The sequence below is a fragment of the Paenibacillus selenitireducens genome (genome assembly GCF_002021565.1).
Classification (GTDB): domain Bacteria; phylum Bacillota; class Bacilli; order Paenibacillales; family Paenibacillaceae; genus Paenibacillus_K; species Paenibacillus_K selenitireducens.
On the sequence record NZ_MSZX01000003.1, the window covers coordinates 489,589 to 510,238 of the forward strand.

Annotated in this window: 13 protein-coding genes and 2 pseudogenes; 12 read left to right on the top strand and 3 right to left on the bottom strand. The window is 46.3% G+C overall.

The annotated features are described in order from the left end of the window. The first annotated feature begins 158 nt into the window (after positions 1 to 158). The 10 genes and pseudogenes from BVG16_RS10030 (at position 159) to BVG16_RS10075 (ending at position 13,196) form a co-directional block, all read left to right on the top strand. Positions 159 to 1,565, top strand: coding sequence for a cytochrome ubiquinol oxidase subunit I (locus BVG16_RS10030; protein ID WP_078498406.1), 1,407 nt, complete (start codon positions 159 to 161; stop codon positions 1,563 to 1,565). Further along, positions 1,552 to 2,568 carry a cytochrome d ubiquinol oxidase subunit II gene (gene cydB / locus BVG16_RS10035; RefSeq protein WP_078498407.1) on the top strand — a complete coding sequence of 339 codons (1,017 nt, stop codon included), beginning with the start codon at positions 1,552 to 1,554 and terminating at the stop codon, positions 2,566 to 2,568. The genes BVG16_RS10030 and cydB overlap by 14 nt, the downstream gene beginning before the upstream one ends. After that, a complete protein-coding gene (gene cydD / locus BVG16_RS10040) occupies positions 2,568 to 4,298 on the top strand; it encodes a thiol reductant ABC exporter subunit CydD (protein ID WP_078498408.1) in 1,731 nt (576 codons plus the stop codon). The genes cydB and cydD overlap by 1 nt, the downstream gene beginning before the upstream one ends. Next, the gene (cydC, locus tag BVG16_RS10045; protein ID WP_078498409.1) at positions 4,295 to 6,085 is read left to right on the top strand and encodes a thiol reductant ABC exporter subunit CydC; all 1,791 of its coding nucleotides are present in this window, start codon (positions 4,295 to 4,297) and stop codon (positions 6,083 to 6,085) included. Before cydD ends, cydC begins: the two co-directional genes overlap by 4 nt. A gap of 201 nt (positions 6,086 to 6,286) precedes the next feature. Further along, a complete protein-coding gene (locus BVG16_RS10050; RefSeq protein WP_078498410.1) occupies positions 6,287 to 9,832 on the top strand; it encodes an endo-beta-N-acetylglucosaminidase in 3,546 nt (1,181 codons plus the stop codon). A gap of 573 nt (positions 9,833 to 10,405) precedes the next feature. After that, positions 10,406 to 10,555, top strand: a pseudogene (locus tag BVG16_RS33320) (ABC transporter ATP-binding protein); the annotation flags it as partial. Positions 10,556 to 10,651: 96 nt separating this feature from the next. Beyond that, positions 10,652 to 11,821 carry a serine hydrolase domain-containing protein gene (locus BVG16_RS10060; RefSeq protein WP_078498411.1) on the top strand — a complete coding sequence of 390 codons (1,170 nt, stop codon included), beginning with the start codon at positions 10,652 to 10,654 and terminating at the stop codon, positions 11,819 to 11,821. A gap of 83 nt (positions 11,822 to 11,904) precedes the next feature. Further along, positions 11,905 to 12,218, top strand: a pseudogene (locus BVG16_RS33985) (IS4 family transposase); the annotation flags it as partial. Between the two features lie 86 nt (positions 12,219 to 12,304). Then, on the top strand, positions 12,305 to 12,649 hold the full coding sequence (locus tag BVG16_RS10070) for a PadR family transcriptional regulator (protein WP_078498412.1): 345 nt from the start codon (positions 12,305 to 12,307) through the stop codon (positions 12,647 to 12,649). After that, on the top strand, positions 12,639 to 13,196 hold the full coding sequence (locus BVG16_RS10075) for a DUF1700 domain-containing protein (protein ID WP_233146964.1): 558 nt from the start codon (positions 12,639 to 12,641) through the stop codon (positions 13,194 to 13,196). Before BVG16_RS10070 ends, BVG16_RS10075 begins: the two co-directional genes overlap by 11 nt. 265 nt (positions 13,197 to 13,461) lie before the next feature. Here the strand turns inward: BVG16_RS10075 and BVG16_RS10080 are convergent, their stop codons facing one another. The 3 genes from BVG16_RS10080 to BVG16_RS10090 all read right to left on the bottom strand — a co-directional run bounded on the left by BVG16_RS10080 (position 13,462) and on the right by BVG16_RS10090 (position 16,972). Continuing rightward, positions 13,462 to 14,991, bottom strand: a complete 1,530-nt coding sequence (locus BVG16_RS10080) for an ABC transporter substrate-binding protein (protein WP_078498414.1) — start codon at positions 14,989 to 14,991, stop codon at positions 13,462 to 13,464. A gap of 96 nt (positions 14,992 to 15,087) precedes the next feature. Next, positions 15,088 to 16,050: a carbohydrate ABC transporter permease gene (locus BVG16_RS10085; RefSeq protein WP_408635317.1), complete on the bottom strand. Its 963-nt coding sequence runs from the start codon at positions 16,048 to 16,050 to the stop codon at positions 15,088 to 15,090. Positions 16,051 to 16,090: 40 nt separating this feature from the next. Then, positions 16,091 to 16,972 (bottom strand): ABC transporter permease, encoded by an 882-nt coding sequence (locus BVG16_RS10090; protein WP_078498511.1) that lies wholly within the window; start codon positions 16,970 to 16,972, stop codon positions 16,091 to 16,093. Between the two features lie 214 nt (positions 16,973 to 17,186). Between BVG16_RS10090 and BVG16_RS10095 the strand changes: the two genes are divergently transcribed. Further along, positions 17,187 to 19,010, top strand: a complete 1,824-nt coding sequence (locus BVG16_RS10095; RefSeq protein WP_078498415.1) for a cache domain-containing sensor histidine kinase — start codon at positions 17,187 to 17,189, stop codon at positions 19,008 to 19,010. After that, positions 19,003 to 20,562 (top strand): response regulator transcription factor, encoded by a 1,560-nt coding sequence (locus BVG16_RS10100; RefSeq protein WP_158081660.1) that lies wholly within the window; start codon positions 19,003 to 19,005, stop codon positions 20,560 to 20,562. Before BVG16_RS10095 ends, BVG16_RS10100 begins: the two co-directional genes overlap by 8 nt. The last annotated feature ends 88 nt before the right edge of the window (positions 20,563 to 20,650 follow it).

The window sequence follows — 20,650 nt, forward strand, 5'->3', positions numbered from 1 at the left end:
CTCGAAAGTTAGGAGGTAACTGTCAATCTTTTCTCCTTAATGTGATATAAATCACATTGTAAACAGATCGTACGTGGCAGAATTCATACAGGGTCCTTGATGGGGTTACGAATGATACCATCAAGGATTGAAATATGAAACTGGAGAGGTGAATATCGATGGATCCGGTGTTATTGTCACGTATTCAATTTGCATCGACGACAATTTTTCACTTTATCTTCGTACCATTGTCCATTGGTCTTGCGCTAATTATTGCAATCATGCAGACCATGTATCTTGTCAAAGGGAAAGAAGAATACAAAAAAATGGCGAAGTTCTGGGGAAAATTATTCCTAATTAACTTTGCGGTAGGGGTTGTAACCGGGATATTGCAGGAGTTCCAATTCGGAATGAACTGGTCCGATTACTCAAGATTCGTCGGTGACGTCTTTGGGGCGCCGCTCGCGATTGAAGCTTTATTAGCTTTCTTTCTGGAATCTACGTTTATCGGGTTATGGATTTTCGGATGGGATCGGTTGAATAAACGGGTTCACTTGCTTTGTATCTGGTTGGTGGCGTTCGGAACCGCGATGTCGGCATTCTGGATCTTGCTAGCCAACTCGTTCATGCAGCATCCTGTCGGCTTCAGTATTACGAATGGTCGGGCAGAAATGAATGACTTCTGGGCGCTTGTTACGAACGGACAGTTGCTTGTCGAGTTTCCTCATACGGTTTTGGGTGCTTTCGCCACAGGTGCTTTTTTAATTACGGGTATTAGTGCTTATAAATTGTTGAAACGTCAAGATGTTCAATTTTTCAAAAAATCATTTCAAATCGCTATTATTGTGAGCCTCGTATCGTCCATTGGGACAGCGTTATGGGGACATCAACAGGCGCAATATTTGGTTCATACGCAACCGATGAAGATGGCTGCAAGCGAAGGCTTGTGGGGCAAAAGCGGTGATCCTGCAGCATGGACGGTGTTTGCGACAATTGATCCAGCGAAGCAGGAGAACGGATATGAGTTCCAAATTCCGTATTTGCTAAGTTTCTTGTCTTATAGTAAATTTTCAGGTGAAGTAAAAGGGATGTTAGAACTTCAAGCTGAGTATGAAAATACGTACGGCCCAGGGAATTACATTCCGCCTGTACGCACGACGTTCTGGAGCTTCCGCATCATGGTTGCTGCTGGTTCATTGATGATTTTATTAGGTCTATACGGCGTGTATTTGATGGCTCGCAAAAAAATGGATCAACCGAATACATGGTACTGGCGTCTGATGCTGTGGAGTATTGCCTTACCATTCATTGGGAATACAGCGGGTTGGGTTATGACGGAGTTTGGTCGACAACCTTGGACGGTATTCGGGCTCATGCGTACGGAGGACAGTATCTCGCCAAGTGTTAGTGCGGGGCAAATTCTCTTCTCTGTCATTGCGTTCAGTCTCATCTATCTCATCCTTGCTATTGTGATGGCTTTCTTATTTATTCGTGTTATCAAAAAAGGTCCATACGATACGGGTGTAAAAGAACGCCATTCGCAAGATCCATTCGATAAGGAGGAGTCAGTTCATGATCTCACTTAATGAGCTTTGGTTTATTCTTGTTGCAGTGTTGTTCGTCGGATTTTTCTTCCTTGAAGGTTTCGATTTCGGTGTAGGCATGTCGACGAAATTTCTAGCTAGAACGGACGGAGAACGTCGCGTGTTAATTAACTCCATCGGTCCTTTCTGGGATGCGAATGAGGTGTGGCTGATTACAGCGGGCGGCGCGATGTTCGCGGCTTTCCCGAACTGGTATGCGACACTGTTCAGCGGCTATTATACACCACTTGTCTTCTTGCTGTTAGCGTTGATCGGACGCGGGGTTGCTTTTGAATTCCGCGGCAAGGTGAAGAATGAAGTATGGAAGAAGACGTGGGATTGGGTTATTTTTATCGGCAGCATCCTACCTCCATTATTATTGGGCGTTGTATTCGCAGGACTGCTGAAAGGTTTGCCAATTGATGCTAAAATGGAAATGAACGCAGGTTTGTTCGATATGATCAATGGATATACGCTTGTTGGCGGGATTACGGTCGTTGTATTATGTCTTGTCCATGGGTTGATGTTTACAACCTTGCGTACCGTGGGAGACTTGCAAGTAAGAGCACGTAAATTGGCGCGCGTGATGATGGTGCCTTTGGCGATATTGCTAGCGGTCTTCGGGATGATGACGTATTTCATGACGGATGTGTTCGAGGTTCGCGGTACGATTCTTACCGTGCTTGCAGTTATTGGGTTAATCGCGTTCTTGCTTGCTGGGTTCTTTATGGCTCGCAAGAGAGATGGTTGGGCATTCGGTATGACAGGTGCGGTTATTATTCTTGCGATTGGTTCCGCATTTGTCGGCTTGTTCCCGCGGGTGATGATCAGCTCGATTGATCAAGCGTTCAACTTGACGATCCATAATGCAGCATCTGGTGCGTATTCGCTAAAAGTGATGTCCATCGTGGCATTAGCTTTACTGCCTTTTGTACTAGGCTATCAAATTTGGAGTTACTTCGTATTTCATAAACGGCTACATGAGAAGGAGCATTTGGAATACTAATGGGAAAAGATTTGTTCGGGTTTAAGGGAGTCAAGCCGGTCTTCGCGATGACGGCCGTCCTGACACTCGTTCAAAGTGTATCAATTATATTGCTGGCGACGTGGTTGGCGGAAGTTATTTCCGCCTTGTTCGCCGGGCAACCGCTGCAGGAACAGTTCGGCAAGATGGCCCTGTTCCTGTTTGCTTTTCTCGTGCGTCAATTATGCAGTGTTGCGATGCAGCGATTGGCGTATGGATTTGCTGAGACGACAGGGACGGATTTGCGCCAACAGGTGATGACGAAGTTGTTCCAGCTCGGTCCTCGATTTGCAAAGACGGAAGGAACCGGGAATTTGGTGACCCTTGTCTTAGACGGGATATCACAGTTCAGGACATATGTGGAATTAATCATTCCGCGCATGATGGGCACGGCAATTACGCCGGTGCTCATTGTTGTCTATATTTTTATGAAGGATCAAGCCTCAGCTGTTATTCTCATCGTGACGATGCCGATTCTAATTGCTTTCATGATTCTGATCGGACTCGCGACGAAAAAGCATACGGATAAGCAGTTCGAGAGCTATCGGAAGCTATCGAATCATTTCGTGGACTCGCTGCGCGGGTTGGAGACGTTGAAATTTTTGGGGCGCAGCCGCTCACACAGCGATTCGATTGAACAAGTCAGTGATCGGTATCGATCGGCTACGATGAAGACGCTGCGTATGGCGTTCCTGTCTTCCTTTGCCCTCGATTTCTTCACCATGTTATCCGTAGCTTCGGTGGCGGTCAGCTTGGGTCTTCGGCTGATCAATGGTGAAATGATACTGGAGACGGCGCTTGTCGTCTTAATCCTTGCACCGGAGTATTTCCTTCCTGTGCGGATGGTCGGTTCGGATTATCATGCGACATTGAAAGGGAAAGAAGCCGGTCAGGCGATGCAATCTATTATTGCGCAGGAAATGAACACAGCGGAGGCTTCTCGAGATGTATCGAAAGGTTACCAGTGGACACCGGAGAGTATCCTGACATTGTCCGGCATCAGCGTACAGCATGAAGTGGATGGTCCGCATTCCTTGAACGATGTCACCTTCGAAGTAAGCGGGATGCAGAAGATCGGTATTATCGGGGAGAGCGGCGCGGGAAAATCGACATTGATTGATGTGTTAGGCGGTTTTCTTCATCCGAATGCGGGAACTTGCACGCTGGATGGGCAACGACTAGAGAGTTTGCAGGCACAGGGATGGCGCAAGGAAACATCATACATTCCGCAGCACCCCTACATTTTTAACATGTCGTTAGCGGATAATGTACGTTTCTATGCACCTGATGCTTCCGATGAGCGGGTGCTGGAGGCGGTGACTGCCGCGGGACTTCGTGATTTCGTAGCGTCGCTGCCAAGCGGATTGCATGAGATGATCGGAAATGGCGGACGCCAACTGAGCGGCGGGCAAGAGCAGCGGGTTGCCTTGGCACGAGCTTTCCTTAACGATCGTTCGATTATTCTATTGGATGAACCTACGGCACATTTGGATATCGAGACAGAATATGAGATTAAGGCGACAATGCGCTCGTTATTTCAGGATAAACTGGTGTTTTTAGCAACGCATCGGTTGCACTGGATGCCAGATATGGATGTTATTGTGGTCATGGATCAAGGACGAGTGGCGGAGATCGGTACGCATGAACAGCTGGTAGCTAAGCAGGGTGTATATTATTCGCTCATCATCTCGGAAGGAGAGGAAGTGCAATGAGGCAAGAACAGGAAGCATGGTTCCGCCCTTATGTTCGGCAATATGGCTGGCGGTTCGTTGTCATCATTGCGCTTGGCTTATTAACGGTGTTCGCAGCGAGTTCACTGATGTTCACATCAGGTTTTTTGATCTCAAAATCGGCGTTACGTCCCGAGAATATCTTGCTGGTCTATGTACCCGTTGTTCTGGTTCGTACGTTCGGGATAAGCCGATCGGTTCTGCATTATGTGGAGCGATTGGTGGGTCATGATGCGGTTCTACGTATCTTATCGAAGATGCGGGTTCGATTATATCGAATCTTGGAACCGCAGGCGTTGTTTATCCGATCCCGGTTCCGTACCGGGGATGTGTTGGGAGCACTCGCTGACGATATTGAGTATTTGCAGAACGTATACCTGCGCACGGTATTTCCAACTATTATTGCCATTGTGATGGGCGGTATCGTGACCGCGGTATTAGGCTGGTATGATATGGGGTTTGCCGGGCTTGTGGGTCTATATATTGGTATTTTGGTGTTCGTGCTGCCTGGGATATCTTTATGGCTAACGCACAAACGGCATAAGGAGATGAAGCAGCAGCGCAGCGGTCTCTATCGCAAGCTGACGGATGCAGTACTCGGGATGAGTGATTGGATGATCAGCGGGAGATCGGCTCAGTTCATGGCTTCGTATGAAGCGGAAGAGCGAGAATTCGCACGACTGGAGCGGGGGCTTGGCCGCTTTGCGCGGTGGCGGATGTTCTGCGCGCAAGTGATCGTTGGTATTATGGTCGTATCAATGGCATATTGGTCGGGGCAGCAGGCAGCCGACGAACACCTCGCCGTGACGTTGATCGCAGCCTTTACGTTGGTCGTCTTCCCGTTGATGGATGCTTTTCTGCCAGTATCGGAGGCGATCGAGAAGATTCCGCAATATCAGGATTCCTTGGATCGTCTGAACCAGATGCAGGCTTCGGACTTAGCAGGGACAGAGCTCAGTGATCTACCGTCTGTTGCATCTCTGCCTGTGGGGCATGATGCACATATTGTATTGAAGGATGTTCGGTACAGCTATCAAGCGGAAGCTGGAAATGTCGTGTCTCTTGAGGCGAAGAACTCAACATGGACGCTCGACGACATCCAGCTGGATCTTCCGCAGGGCAAGAAAGTCGCGATTATCGGGCGGAGCGGAGCAGGTAAATCGACCTTGCTGAAGCTTGTGCAAGGAGCTTTATTGCCTTCCTCAGGCATCGTGCAGATTAATGGTGTAGAAGCGCATCGGTATGGGGACGGTATCGCCTCGGTCGTGTCGGTGCTGAATCAGAGTCCGCATCTCTTTGATACCACAGTAGCGAATAATATTCGCTTAGGACGCCGGGATGCTTCAGACGAAGAGATTGCCGCGGTGGCACGGCAAGTGAAGCTTGATCGTCTCATTGATTCATTACCAGCGGGTTATGCGACACCAATGCATGAGACAGGACAGCGCTTCTCGGGCGGTGAGCGGCAGCGTGTCGCGCTTGCGCGCGTGCTGCTTCAGAATACGCCCGTGGTGATCCTCGATGAGCCTACGGTAGGCTTGGATCCGCGGACAGAACGAGATCTGCTGAAGACGATCTTCCATACCATGGATGGCAAATCGTTGCTCTGGATCACGCATCATTTGGTGGGTGTCGAGCAGATGGATGAGATCATCTTCATGGAGCATGGACGGATTGTCATGCGGGGAACGCATGCGGCATTGATGGAGCAGGAGCCGAGGTATCGCAATTTGTATCAACTGGATCGCCCCCAATTAAGGATGAATTAGAAGTAAGCGTAAATTCCATGGATATGGGGTTTACGCTTTTTTGTGTTTGCGAGATTCTCAACTATGTTTAATTTGTCCCTGTAAGCTTTAGTTTCGACTGTGATACTTTCGCGTCGATCGTCCTATGAATATAGTAAGCAGCGGAGAACAGACATGTTGTGTTTCCTCGCTATACTACTTTAATTGAGATGGGGTGTATGGATGTTCCGTACATGGGGACGAACGGGAAAGACCAGGAAGTGGTTCGTGGCATGGGTAGTAACCGGAGCTGCTGTGATGTTCGCGTTTGCGGCAACTGCGTCCGCTGAAACACCGAAGGGGGATCACCAGCCGTATTTGCATGGGTACAATGTGAATCAACTCAAAGGCTGGAGCCCAGAAACCGACCGATTCGCTAAATTCTTTCGGTCGCGTATTCCTCTGGCTGAACGCATTCCCGCGTTTGCTGCTACGCAGGCGAATCCTGCATTGAGTGCAGAACCGCAGGTGATGAATCTGTCGGCAGATTATGACAAGGAGGCCTTTTTCGAAGCTTATCGCTATAATGACTCCTTCTCTCGGAATTTGTTGAACTTCTGGCAGTACACCGATATATATGGGTCATGGCATGGGCTGCCGGTCGATGGTTCATCAGAGACCCAACGTGAATTCGGCGTCATAAACTTGCCGAACCCTGCGTATACGGATGCAGCACATAAGAACGGGGTGTTGAGCTTAGGGGGATGGTTCTGGCCGCGGGCCGGTCAGAATTTTACAGATTGGGTGGAGAAGAAGCCGGATGGATCATTCCCTGTGGCCGATAAAATGATCGAGATGGCTGAATATTTTGGATTTGACGGGTATTTTATTAATCAGGAAGCAAGTATCTCGTCAGATAATGCGAAGAAACTTATGGAAATGCTCAAATACATGCACGCGAAGGCGCCTGCAGGCTTCCATTTACAATGGTATGACTCTTTAAGCGTTAGCGGCAGCATTAGTTATCAGAATGGATTCAATGATCGGAATGCGCCATGGATCGTGGATAACGGAGTTCCGGTCAACAATAGCATCTTCATGAACTATGCGTGGAATGACACAAGGCTTACAAGTGCAAATACGTATGCGAAGAGTCTTGGTCTAGATCCTTATAAAGTGCTGTTCGCCGGTACGGAAAATGATAAATATGGCTATAACCCGCCATATGATCCGCGGTTGATCTTCCCGCAGGGGAAACCAGCGAAAAGCGGATGGGCGCTATTCGGCACCGATATGGTGTGGAACAAGGCACCGAACAAATTCGATCCGAATGCCCAAGATGAAGTGTTCCGTCGGGAGCGCGTATACTGGTCGGGTCCGAATCAAGATCCTACGCGTACGGGACGTACATTAACGACAGGATGTAGTCCTTACCCAGATGCAGGGGTACCGAATAATCCTACAGAATACCGCTGTTGGGACGGTGTTGCGCATTTCATACCCGAGCGATCGGTCATCGGAAGCTATCCTTTTGTGACCAACTTTAATACAGGGCACGGGACGGCATTCTTCTTGAATGGCGAACCATCGAGTGCGAAGGAATGGAATAATGCAGGCATTCAGGATATTCTGCCGAGCTGGCAATGGTGGGCGAAGAGCTCAGGAGCGGGAAACCCGCTCAGCGCTTCGTTCGATTATACGACCGCTTATGACGGCGGATCCTCGCTGAAAGTATCAGGTACGCTAGATGCTACGAATCCGACGGATCTTCGATTGTACAAGACAAAATTAAACGTCACCCAAGACGTAAACTTGTCTTTGACGTACAAAGTGAATACGGCTGGACCTACGCATATGAAGGTTGGACTCATCTTTGAGGATGCGCCGAATCAAATCGAGTATGTGGATGTGGGCAGCAGCCCAAATACGGGATGGAATACAAAGACGATGCAGCTAGGCAACTACAGCGGACGGACGATTGCAACGATAGGGCTTCACTTTGAATCCGATACATCTTCAGCTTATACGATGCATATTGGTCAGCTTGCAGTTACGAAAGGTTCTAGTGCAGTGCCTGCGGCACCGACGAACTTTACGCTGGATGCATCCTACGTCAAAGACAATCAGGCGGAACTGTATGTATCATGGAATTTTAATGCCCAAGATGTCGGATATTATGAACTCTCTCGTATTGCGCCGAATGCAAAGAAGGAAGTCATCGGACGCGTGATGGATGAGGTGTTTTATGTGAAATCCTTGGAGCGGGTGGGTACAGAAACCCAGACGAAGCTTCAGCTGGTAGCGGTCAGTAAAGACGGAACTCGCAGTCAAGCTGCCGAGACGATCATGAAATGGACGGAAGGAAATCCAGATCCTGAACCAAAACCGTCCGTGCAGGTGGATTTGTCCGGATACTTTACGGTAGACGGCTTCAGTACCGAAGCGAATAAGAAGGACGGCAATTATGACAATGGTTCCTGGTCCTATGCGGCAGATCTTGTACCAGCGGAGCTGAAATATGATGGAGCCGACTACAAATTCGGGTCGTTCGCAGATGGTGCGAAGAACGTACTCGTGCCCCAAGGGCAGACGATTCCTTTAACGAAAGGCAAGTATGCTTCCTTACGGTTCTTAGGGACTTCTGTCTCGAAGAAGAACCCTGGTACTTTCAAAATCAATTACGCAGACGGTACATCTACGAGCATTGAACTCACTCTGGAAGATTGGTGCGCAAGCGATATCACGGGACAACATGTAGCGCTTACATTGGATCACCGCCATAATTCCTTCCAAGGCTCGGATCAAACGAAACAAAATTACATCTTCGCATATTACTTGACGACTGATCCTGGTAAAGAAGTGGTTAGTCTCACGCTCCCAAGCGATGCTTATATGCGTATTATGGCATTGACGCTCATGCCTCAGGAAGGCAATACGGGTGTACCCGTTAGTGGCATTCAATTGGATCAGACGACGGTAAGCTTAAAGACGGGAGATACGTTAGCCCTGAAAGCAACCGTGACGCCGGAAGATGCGACAGATAAGAAGGTGACGTGGAGCAGCAGTGCTGCGGATATCGTCCGCGTCGACGAGCAGGGCGTCCTAACCGCGCTGAAGGCAGGGACGGCAACCGTAACTGCTGCGGTCGCGGAGGTCTCTGCATCTGCACAGGTAACTGTTGTTCCTCATGAGTCCGAAGGGGTCACTGCCGTGGTATATGCCCCGGAATCCGTGAAGTCCAAGGAAGAATTCACCGTGAACATCGGCATTGGAAACAGTACTGATTCATTCATGGCACAGGATTTAGTCGTACAATATGCTGCGGATAAGTTCAGCTATGTGGACGTCAAATCACTTGTGAACGGCGTAAATGTGCTGAAGACGGTACACGATCCCGCTGGTAAGATTCGTCTGATTCTAGCTAGCGAAGGAACAGACCATGCATCGACAGCGGGTGTAGATATCATCAGCCTCCGCTTCCGTGCATTAGAAGTGGCTTCGAATCAGTCCGGAACCGTCGGAACCTTGCAGTATACGCTCGCTGACGCCGAAGGCAAGGAGGTTGAGGCTGCTCGTGTGACCAAGACGATTCATGTGACGGTAGGATTGACCGGTGACTTCAACCATGATGGCAAAGTGAGTATCGGTGATTTGGCGATGATGGCCGCGCATTACGGCAAAAATACGCAAAGCCTGGACTGGAATCAGGTGAAGAAGTTCGATATGAACGAAGACGGCGTGATCGATATTCTAGATTTGGCTGCGCTCGCGAAGCTGTTGATTCCGTAAAAGAAAACAAAGACAACCGCCATCCTTAGGATAGGCGGTTGTTTGTTCCACATTGGAGGATAAGTTGCCAGGTCCAAAGTGAGAATCGGCTGTCAATTTCAATAGTGAACATAGACTGCCAGATTCCAATGAGTCATAGGCTGTTTATTTCCATAGTGAGAATAGCCCCCTGCACACCATTTACTATTTCGGAAGAAGGTAGAAGTTACGCAGGGAGGCGTGTGAAGAGGCGTGCTATGTTGGATAAATCCAGTAACTTTATCATATTTCTGCCAGCCTCAGCGATCGGATAAGATCCGAATCACGAGACGAGATGAGATGAACGTGAAGCCGAGGGGAGGACAAGCCGTAGAGTGGAACTCAGTAGCTATTGATAGAACTTTCATGGTTTAGAAATAAACCTTACCCGCTGTTTCTGCTTGCGCTTGGAGGTTGTTGATACTGAATTTCTTTCAAGATGTCTCTATTACGTTGAAAAACAAATTCTGATATACTATTGCTAATTGAGGTACTGTGTTGTACGATGTATATGCAGGAGGTAGGTGTGAAAGGCGGAACAGATATGACGTATGTATGAAAACAAACCAGTTAACAAGAGTATTTCAAGGAAAAGAAGTAATATCTAGGGTTAACATACATGTGGAAAAAAGAGGAATTTACCACTTGTTAGGACAGAATGACGTTGGTAAAACAGCAATTATGAAGATGATTACAAACATAATGATGACATTTCGTCATTGGTGGAGGTGATAGCTGTGTGATTAATATGGAACAACAAGCAACCATCTATACAATATTAATAGAGAAGAGGAATGCCTTATGAAAATACGTAGTCAAATTACATGTGCAAGTCTGGCCCTTTTAATAACTGGAAGTTCCCTGCTATACACATCGCCAACCTCAATTGTAAAAGCAGAGCCCACTCAAAATGTATCTCGTTCGTTACAAACAAGCACTCAACGAGATCATAATTACGTCAAGCAAGCAATGCGAGATACATTGCAATTTGGATTCCCGGGGATACTTGCTAAAACTTCTGAGGGTGGAAAAACGTGGGGTTATGCGGCTGGGGTAGCGAATCTGAGCACCAAGAAACCAATGGAAACAGATTTTCGCTTTCGTATTGGCAGCGTGACGAAGACGTTCACCGCAACGGTTGTACTTCAATTAGCTGGAGAGAACCGCTTGAATCTAGACGACTCCATCGAAAAATGGTTGCCTGGTGTCATTCAAGGAAACGGATATAATGGAAAACAGATTACCATCCGGCAGATATTGAACCATACAAGTGGTATCGCTGAATACTCAAGGTCAAAAGACGCTGATTTTATGGATACAAAAAAATCGTATACGGCTGAAGGAATAGTGAAGATGGGGATTTCTCTGCCCCCAGACTTTCTCCCAGGAAAGGGCTGGTCTTATTCAAACACAGGATACGTATTACTGGGTATTCTTATTGAAAAAATAACCGGAAACAGCTACGCAGAAGAGATTGAAAATCGGATTATTGAACCGCTTGAATTGTCGGATACATTCCTACCTGGCAATTCAAGCGTTATTCCAGGCACCAAGCATCCTCGGGGATATTCCCAATCAGACGAAGCAAGTGAGATAAAAGACGTTACATATTATAACCCAAGTGCAGGTAGCTCGGCTGGAGATATGATTTCTACTGCTGACGACTTAAATAAATTCTTCTCTTCCTTGCTCGGTGGCAAATTACTGAAGGAACAGCAACTAAAACAAATGCTTACTACAGTTCCTGTAGGAAGAGCAGGAATCGATAGATATGGCCTTGGAATCTTTGAAACAAAGCTTCCAAACGGTGTCTCGATATGGGGACACACAGGTGGCATTCTAGGGTTTTCTACTTTTGCTGGAGGTACACTTGGAGGCAAGCATACGTTGGCCGTCAGTTTGAACAGTTTGGGTAGAGATAACAGTCCTAATCCTTTTAAAAATATTTTACTTGCTGAATTTAGCAAGTAGGCAAAAAGGAAAAACGGAAAAATTTTGTCATAGTTTTTACCGTTAAAAATATACCTTTCTGGTTCAAAAGCCCAAACTTACTTATAAAAATAAGTTTGGGCTTTTTGGAATTCTGGCGGCAACGACAAGAGACAGGTTTTGTAAAACGGAAAAGTAATATGGCGCACGAGATTTGGTTGCTTTATGTATTTGGATCAGTCAACATGTAGCAAACGATTCCCTCACTCGATTATGTAGTCAGCTTTATGCAAATACAGCTACACTCATGAGCCTAGAAGTACTTAATCAACGTTTTAACTGATGCGATGTTTTATTTCTACAGCATGTATTTTCCCGTTTAATCAAAAGCCAACTAAACGATTTATCTCAAATTGGTACTGAATTCCTTTCAAAATATCTCTATCACGTTGAACAAAAAAACCTGATATACTATTGATATTTGATGTACTGTGTTGTACGATGTATATGCAGGAGGTATAATACATGAATGTAGAAGATTGGAAATCACAAATTAAGCGAGGAACACTCGATTTTTGTATTCTATTGCTGATAAAGCAACGACCATATTATGGGTATGAAATCATAAGTAAGTTAGAGCAGTATCCTATTGTTGCAGCAAAAGAAAATACAATTTATCCACTGCTTAGAAGATTATTGAAAGAAGAATATATTTCTTCATCTTGGCAAGAAAGTACAGAGGGCTTACCACCGAGAAAATATTATACCCTTACAGAAAAAGGAAACGAATACTTAAATGCGATGTCCTTAGAATGGGATAATTTATTAACAGCTATATCAGAAATTAAAGGAGCGTTAAATGATGGATAAAATTCTGAATGACTATCTTGTAAAAATTGAAAAGTATTTGAAATCTATGTCCGATTCCGAGCGTATTGACATTGTAAAAGAAATCAAAAGCGTAATGCTTGAATTGCAAAATAATGGTGTATCTTCTGAGCAAATCATCGAACGGTTAGGAAACCCAAAAGAATTAGCGAAAGCATACTTAGGTGAAGCCATTTCAAAGAACAATAAATTTAGTTGGAGTAAATTCGGCGCAATATTTGCATTTTGTAGAAGCTTTGCAGGCGTCAGCGGTATGATTCTTTTGCCTTTTATCAGTACTCTTTCCATTGCTTTTATGATTGGTGGTGTTATTACACCAATAGGCGGAATTATTAAATTTGTCGGGTATCTTATGGGATATGATATTGCCGGAATAACAATGGAGATGGGAACATTTACACCAAGCCCAATGCAGTTCTTACCAATTTCTATTGTAATTGGTGTATTGATGTTTTGGTTGGGGAAAGTGTTATGGAAACTTACAATTAAATACATACACGCAATTAGTCCGAAAAAGAAAACATTGTAATCATAAAAAGAACGGGGCGCGGTGGTCATTCATAGACCAACCGCTCCCCGTTTTCACTAGGGTATGACACACAGTAGAACGCTGATTTTGAGAGATCATTCATTTTGAAACCGGCGGATTGTCATTAAAAAGACGAATCATGTGTGGAACGTGATGAGGAGGGGGTACAGCCGCGTGGCACAGCCGGCGGGTACAGCCGCAAATCAACACACCTCATTAACAAGGGGTCCAATCTCACCATGAGATTGGACCCCTTCAAATCGTGCTACTGCTTCGCTCTCCATTCATCGAATTGACGCTGCATCTCATCGCGTACTTTATCGATGCCGGCATCTTTGAATTTTTTAATGGCTTTTGGTAAATTCACCACGGGATCGACAGTACCTGTCATAAGCGGCGGATAGAACTCTTCCTTGACGTTCTTCAAGGCCGCCATCTCGTTCATGACAGGCGTAGGGTCGAAGTTAAAGCCTAATAATGGTGCGTTTTTCGCGGATTCGTTGAATTTCTTGTATTCGTCCCATTTGTTCTCGGGGTCATCTTTCTGTAGGTACGTAATCATCACGTTGCCAAGTGCAAAGCCCGGTACCGTATATCCTTCGGTCAAAGCAGGCAGCAGCTCGATCCGGTTGTCGCCAATCTTTTTATAATGCACATTTTCAATACCATACCCCACCATGTTGCGTACATAAGGATCTGTATTCAATAAATTAAGGAATTCCATGGCTTTCTCGGGGTTCTGAGATGTTGCGGAAATCGCGTTCATACTGCCCGTAACGGACCAATTATAGACGAGCGGATCATTCGCAGGCGTAGACACAATCTTGTAGCCGTAGGATGCTGACCATTGATTGTCGGCTAACGGAGCCGTATTGGCCCTGTCCGTGAACCATTTGCCTGTTTTACTATAATCGTTAGAGTTGATCGTGCTTAGATCTTTGGATACATAACCCGCTTTATAATACTTGTGCATCGTCTCAAGTGCTTGCATCGTTTCAGGTGTTTCGAGGATGTTCATGAGCTTGGTGTCGCGCCCGTCAGCATATAAAGCAATCGGAATGGACTCATCCACGTAGTCGAACGGCAATAACGGCTTGAAATTCTTGTCGCCTCCGAGCGGCACGATGCCTTTCTCTTTCTCTTTGATGGTCTTAAGCATTGGCTCCAGGCTCTCAAGAGACTTCACGCTGGAAATATCGAAATTGTACTTCTCTACGAATTTCTGGTTGAACCGCCATACGTCTTGTGCTGGAAGTTCCTTGTTCGTTGGGATGGCGTAGAGCTTGCCGTCTACTTTTGCTCCCTCTAGGAAAGCAGGATGCAGGACTTCTTTGATACCAGCGCCTTTCTCGTCTAGTAGTTTGCCAATTTCTAAGAATGCGCCTTTTCTTGCATTGGTCACATAGTTAAATGCCCAAGAACAGGTGAAAGCGATGTCGAACGGCTCGCCGGATGCGGCAATGACGGGCATCTTCTGGTCATATTCGCCCCAATCGAGCAGCTTCATTTTGACGGTTGCGTTGATTTTTTCCTTTGTATATTTGCTGAGTTCTTCAAAAACTTTATCCGTGTCTTTCTGCGGCGTACCGATCATGTACCAGATCAGCTCAACAGGTTTCTCGTCTGTTTTTTCCGCGGATTTCGCTTCGGCCTCCTTCGTATCTTTGGGCGGTTCTGTGGTTGTTGCAGGCGGTTCCGTTGTATTGGAGGACGACCCTCCTCCACCGCAGGCAGATAGGAAGCTGAATGAGAGCACGATACAGATGAGAGTTAGTAGCAAGTTGCGTTTTGACATGTTACTCCTCCTTTTAATGGCAATATCATCTTATCTATCATTAGCAAGCGCAGCAGAGCTTATAGTCCACTGCCTTGGTAATGTACAGCACGGTATTTATTCCTTCACGGCTCCGATCGTAAGTCCTTGCACGAAATAACGCTGAAAGAAAGGATAGGCGAGAACGATGGGTCCCGTAGCCAGAATAACCATAGCCATCCTCGATGTATCTTGCGGCATGTTACGAATGATTTCCAGACCTTCGGCGCTGCTCATCATACTGGAGTTCTGGAGAATGAACTGCATGTTGTTCTCAATTCGCATTAACATAGCTTGAAGCGGGACAAGCTTCGGATTCTCAATAAACAACAGGGCATTGAACCAGTCGTTCCAATAGCCTAAGGTGCTGAACAGGCCAATGGTAGCAAGGCCGGGAAGCGACAGGGGGAGTACGAGACTTCGAAATACGCGGAACTCGCTTGCGCCATCGATTTTCCCCGATTCAATGATCGCGTCAGGCACCATCGTCAAGAAAAACGTACGCATGATCAGGATGTAAAAGGCATTGACGCATAGCGGAAGGATCAGCGCCCAAATGGAATCTTTGATATGCAGCAATTGAGTGGCGACCATATAGAACGGGACCAGTCCTCCGTTGAACAACAACGTGAAGAAAGCAATGAAGGAGAAAAATCCCCGGTATTTGAAGGACTTGCGCGATAGCGCGTAGGCATATAGGGAAATGATGACTAGGCTGAGCAACGTGCCTACGACGGTAATGAACAAGGTTACACCATAGGAACGAAGGAGCTGATTGCCGACGTTGAAAATATAGGAATAGGCGTCAATACTCCATTTCTCCGGGAAAATTCGATATCCGTTCATGGCAAGGGTGTCCTCATCCGTGAACGAAAGGATCAATACAAATACAAATGGGAATACACACAAAATGGAGAACACACCCGCAATAAGATTCGCGATCACATTCCAGAACGGAGACAGTTGTGAAAAATCGCGGCTCTTACGTTTTCGCGTTTGTTGTATCCCTGGGGGGGATGTATAGACTGGCTGATTGTCCACGTAAACACTTCCTCTCGCCGACCGTAGTCATAAGGATGAATTAGAATAGAGCCTGATCCTTGTTGATTTTTCGTACAAGGGCATTGGAGGTCAGGACGAGGATGAATCCAATGAAGGATTGATAGAGACCTGCAGCCGTACTCATCCCGATTTCGCCCGAGACTTTTAAACCCCGGTAGACATACGTATCAATAACATTCGTAACAGAGAATAGCGAACCCGAGTTGCGAGGCACTTGATAGAAAAGGCCGAAATCCGAATAGAAAATTCTACCGATGGCGAGCAAAGTGAGAATAATCATCAGAGGTTTGATCATAGGAATCGTAATATTGCGAATTTGCTGCCACTTATTCGCTCCATCGATCATAGCAGCTTCATAATAAGACTTATCAATGCCGATAATGGCTGCGAGATAGACGACGCTGGTATACCCGATCGTTTTCCACAAGTTCATCAGTACGAGGATATATGGCCAGTAGGCAGTCTCGGAATACCAAGCGATCGGCTCGACCCCGAAGCTGCCGAGGAGCTGGTTCAAGGCACCTTTATCCGCGCTTAAAAAGCTAAAAGCGAAGTAACTCACGACGATCCAAGATAAGAAATGGGGCAAAAACATGCCTGTCTGATACCATTTGGCAAGTTTGCGATTCACGATCTCGCTCAGAATGATCGCCATCAGGACAGAACATACTAAACCGCTTACAATAAAAATAAAATTGTACAAGATCGTGTTTCGTGTAATAATGTAAGCGTCTTCAGTACTGAAAAGAAACTCAAAGTTTTTCCATCCCACCCACTGGCTGTTGATAATGCTGGCGAGGAAGCCGTCTTTGTGGAACCGGTATTGCTTAAAGGCAATGACCGTTCCGAGGATAGGAAGATAGGAAAAGAACAGGAACCACAAGGCTCCAGGTAGAACCATCCACAGAAACGCTTTGTTCTTATTAAGATCTTTGATAAACCGCAAGGTTGCCTTCACATAATCCCTCCAATCCGTTCATCATGTCACGACGTGACGTAAGCTCCATTTCATCATAGCAAAAGCATGGATCATAGGAATCTTAAAAAATTAAACTATCAGTGTTGAAATTAAATAATGTTTTGGATCCTCCCTGTGAAAGGTGGTTATCGATACGATGATCGAATGGTATAAGCAGCATTTTCGACGAAAAATGTTCAACAAGCTGTTGATCGTGTATTCCTCCATCACCATCCTGTCTTTGTTGGCCTTGTCCATTGTGGCGTATCAGTATTATGCAGATCATTGGGTACAGAAGGAATTGAATATGAACAAGCAAGTATTAGAGGGCATTCGATCTTATGTAGACGGGAAATATCTATATTCCATGCAGACCATTCAGCAGCTCTATACCGATCAGGCGATGTTGGAGGATGTATTGTATTTTCTAAAGCATGACATTTCGGACTACTCCCACTATCGATTAGATCAATATGCGAAGAGCAGCGGATTTACGGCCCGGAATATGAACGTCTTCTTCCATTTCCGTCTGGAGGGCGATAGCGATGTCGACAGTATGATGCTGTATAGCAAGGATCAGCAATTTATATATACATTCAAACCCTACGATATTCAAAAATATATGCAGTTGGCAGATCCACCTTCTGAGCTTCTTAGCGCAAGCAGCGGTTCTGGAGCCCCTAAATTCATTCGCATCACGCCTTCAGCGCCTTACGCTGATATCATCCCAGAGAAATCCTTATTCAGTACCCAGAGTGCGATCAACGACCCTGCCACTTTGCAGAGCATGGGAAGCATCATCATGAACTACAATGCCAATGGCATTGGCCGCATTCTGCACCAGCAGCAAGATCCCATTAAGGGATATATCGTCGTATTATCCAAAGAGGGCAAGGTGATTTACGACTCCTCCGACCGGTATTACGGAGCAACCTATCCCTATATGCAGCAGATGAGTCGGGGATCAGGAACAGGTATGTTAGCGGAAGAGTCATACGTTGATGTCCTAACCTCAAGTAAGACCGATTTTCTGATCGCGTCGGTTCTTCCAAAAGCCGAATTGTATGCAGCGAACCGGGGCCTGCGCAATACGATCATATTCGTGACGGCAGGATGTATTGTGGCAGCGATTTTGTTCACCTATGCAGCCATTCGGAATGTGTCCAGGCGGACGCAGACGATTGTCAAAGCCATGCGCCGATTGCAGAACGGAGATCTATCCGTACGGATTCCGCTGGTTGAGGAGGATGAATTATCACTGATATCCAGTCGGTTCAATCATATGTGCGAAGAGCTGAATGATTACATTAACCGCGTATATTTGTCCGAAGTGAAGAAGAAGCATGCGGAACTGATTGCGTTGCAGGCCCAGATCAAACCCCATTTTTTATATAACACGTTAGAGGCGATCCGAATGAGGGCGCTCTCGAAGTCGGCGCATGACGTTGCGGATATGATCTGCATCTTGAGCAATCTGCTGAAATATTCGATTAAATACGATACGATCGTGACCATGGTCGATGAGTTGGAATACTGTCGGCAATATTTAGAGTTATTTCAGATCCGGTACAAGAACAAATTCGCCTATACGATTACGATGGATCAAGAAATATCCCATATTTCCGTCATTAAATGTTCCTTGCAGCCCATTATCGAAAATTACATTATGCATGGGATATGGCTGAACCGCCATGATAACGAAATTCACATTCGCGTCACCGCAGAGGATGGGTATGCATGTGTATCTATTCAAGATAACGGCAAAGGGATGTCGGCGGAAAAGCTGGAACAACTGCGGGAACGTTTGAATCAGCTTGATGAACATAGTCACGCATCGATTGGGCTTCGTAACGTTAATGAGCGGTTGAAAATCATATATGGAGAGGAATGTCACCTTCACTTGGATAGCCGCATGAATGCCGGAACAAATATAAGAATGATGCTGCCTTATGCCAAAGGAGGAGAGCTTGCACATGTATAATGTTTTTATCGTAGATGACGAACCCTTTATTCTGGAGGGAATGCCCTATATTATTCCTTGGGAAGATTATGGACTTGAGATTGTAGGGGAGGCGTCAGATGGGGACCAAGCGCTCATCGCCCTGCAGCAGATGCACATCGATATCCTCATTACGGATATTACGATGCCGACCATGAATGGGCTGGAATTAATCAGCCGAGCCCGGGAACAGTTCCCGGAGATGAAGTGCATCGTTTTGAGCGGGTATGATGATTTTAACTATATTAAAGAAGGCCTGCAGTACGGGATTGAAAATTATTTGCTCAAACCGATCCAAGTCGGCGAATTGAAGCAGACGTTGACGCGTACGGTCGAGAAATTGGATACAAGGCAGCGGCCGGAGAGCATCCCGTCGAACAGTCTCGATATTCTGAGGGATAATATTCTATATCGCTGGGTCTCGAACCGAATTGATACGGCGGAGTTGAAGAGTCGTGCGTTGATGCTCTCTTTTCATATCGATTACCCTTATTACAGGATCGCTGTTATTCGTCCCCTCAAGGCAGATCATCATCCGCTTGCGGAAGACGTGATGCAGGACCTCTACCAGATCAGCAGGTATCATGCGGAACGCAGCGAGGGTTGCCAATGTTTCTGCGATCCGGAAGGGGATATCATCATCATCTCGGGGAGCCATGACCACATGAACCACAAGGCTAATCTGCAAGGTACCCTTGACCGATGCCGCAGCAGTGTGACCGCAAAGCACAAGGGGATCCAACTGTATATCTCCCTGGGGAGAATGGAGTTGAACCACAGCAACGTGCCGGCAAGCTACGAATCCGCGAAGAAATTACAAGAATACTTTCTGATTTACGAGCATCATGAGATGATGGATGAAGAATTCGTTCAATTGGATATTTCGAATAAACGTTGGGATATGGATCTGCAGACGTATACGAAGCTGCTTCTCGGCATGGAAAGATCGAAGCTGGACGTCTTTATCGATACGTGGTTCAATGAGCTCCAGTGCAGCCAGGTGGCCTCTCCTTCTCAAATCCGGAATAGCGCTGTGGAATGCATCCTACATACCAAGCAGCTGATGCAGAATTATCCATATTCGACAGACTGGATGCAGGATTACAAAGCTTTATTCACGGGGATATTCCGCATCCATACGCTGGACCAAATGAAAGAACATGTTAAGCGGATTGCGGGGGCGGCGATGGAATGCATCCGCATGGAGGATGACGGGTTAAGCCCTGTGATTAAACAGGTCGTGAAGCATGTGGAGGCGCAGTATGAGCGTGAGATCTCGCTCAAAACCTTGGCACAAACGTACAATATGCACCCGGTGTATTTGGGGAGATTGTTTCAGCGGGAAACGGGGCAATTATTCTCGGATTATTTGAATAAATACCGGATCGAGGCGGCAAAACAGCTGTTGGCGGATTCGCAATACAAGACGAATGAAATTGCCTGCAAGGTGGGCTATATCGACCCCAGTTATTTCTACAAGCAATTCAAAAAATATTGCGGCATTTCACCGGCATTGTTCCGTGATATGTTGTAATGTGATCTTAAGGTTGATAAGTTGAAGCAACAACAAAGCGGTGAAGTCCTCCGATAGGGGAAGGCTTCACCGCTTTGTTGTTTGGAAT

What these genes read in the sequence shown, in the direction of transcription:
- BVG16_RS10030 (WP_078498406.1), top strand. Translation starts at nt 159, where the DNA reads ATGGATCCGGTGTTATTGTCACGTATTCAATTTGCATCGACGACAATT.
- cydB (WP_078498407.1), top strand. Translation starts at nt 1,552, where the DNA reads ATGATCTCACTTAATGAGCTTTGGTTTATTCTTGTTGCAGTGTTGTTC.
- cydD (WP_078498408.1), top strand. Translation starts at nt 2,568, where the DNA reads ATGGGAAAAGATTTGTTCGGGTTTAAGGGAGTCAAGCCGGTCTTCGCG.
- cydC (WP_078498409.1), top strand. Translation starts at nt 4,295, where the DNA reads ATGAGGCAAGAACAGGAAGCATGGTTCCGCCCTTATGTTCGGCAATAT.
- BVG16_RS10050 (WP_078498410.1), top strand. Translation starts at nt 6,287, where the DNA reads ATGTTCCGTACATGGGGACGAACGGGAAAGACCAGGAAGTGGTTCGTG.
- BVG16_RS10060 (WP_078498411.1), top strand. Translation starts at nt 10,652, where the DNA reads ATGAAAATACGTAGTCAAATTACATGTGCAAGTCTGGCCCTTTTAATA.
- BVG16_RS10070 (WP_078498412.1), top strand. Translation starts at nt 12,305, where the DNA reads ATGAATGTAGAAGATTGGAAATCACAAATTAAGCGAGGAACACTCGAT.
- BVG16_RS10075 (WP_233146964.1), top strand. Translation starts at nt 12,639, where the DNA reads ATGATGGATAAAATTCTGAATGACTATCTTGTAAAAATTGAAAAGTAT.
- BVG16_RS10080 (WP_078498414.1), bottom strand. Translation starts at nt 14,991, where the DNA reads ATGTCAAAACGCAACTTGCTACTAACTCTCATCTGTATCGTGCTCTCA.
- BVG16_RS10090 (WP_078498511.1), bottom strand. Translation starts at nt 16,972, where the DNA reads ATGGTTCTACCTGGAGCCTTGTGGTTCCTGTTCTTTTCCTATCTTCCT.
- BVG16_RS10095 (WP_078498415.1), top strand. Translation starts at nt 17,187, where the DNA reads ATGATCGAATGGTATAAGCAGCATTTTCGACGAAAAATGTTCAACAAG.
- BVG16_RS10100 (WP_158081660.1), top strand. Translation starts at nt 19,003, where the DNA reads ATGTATAATGTTTTTATCGTAGATGACGAACCCTTTATTCTGGAGGGA.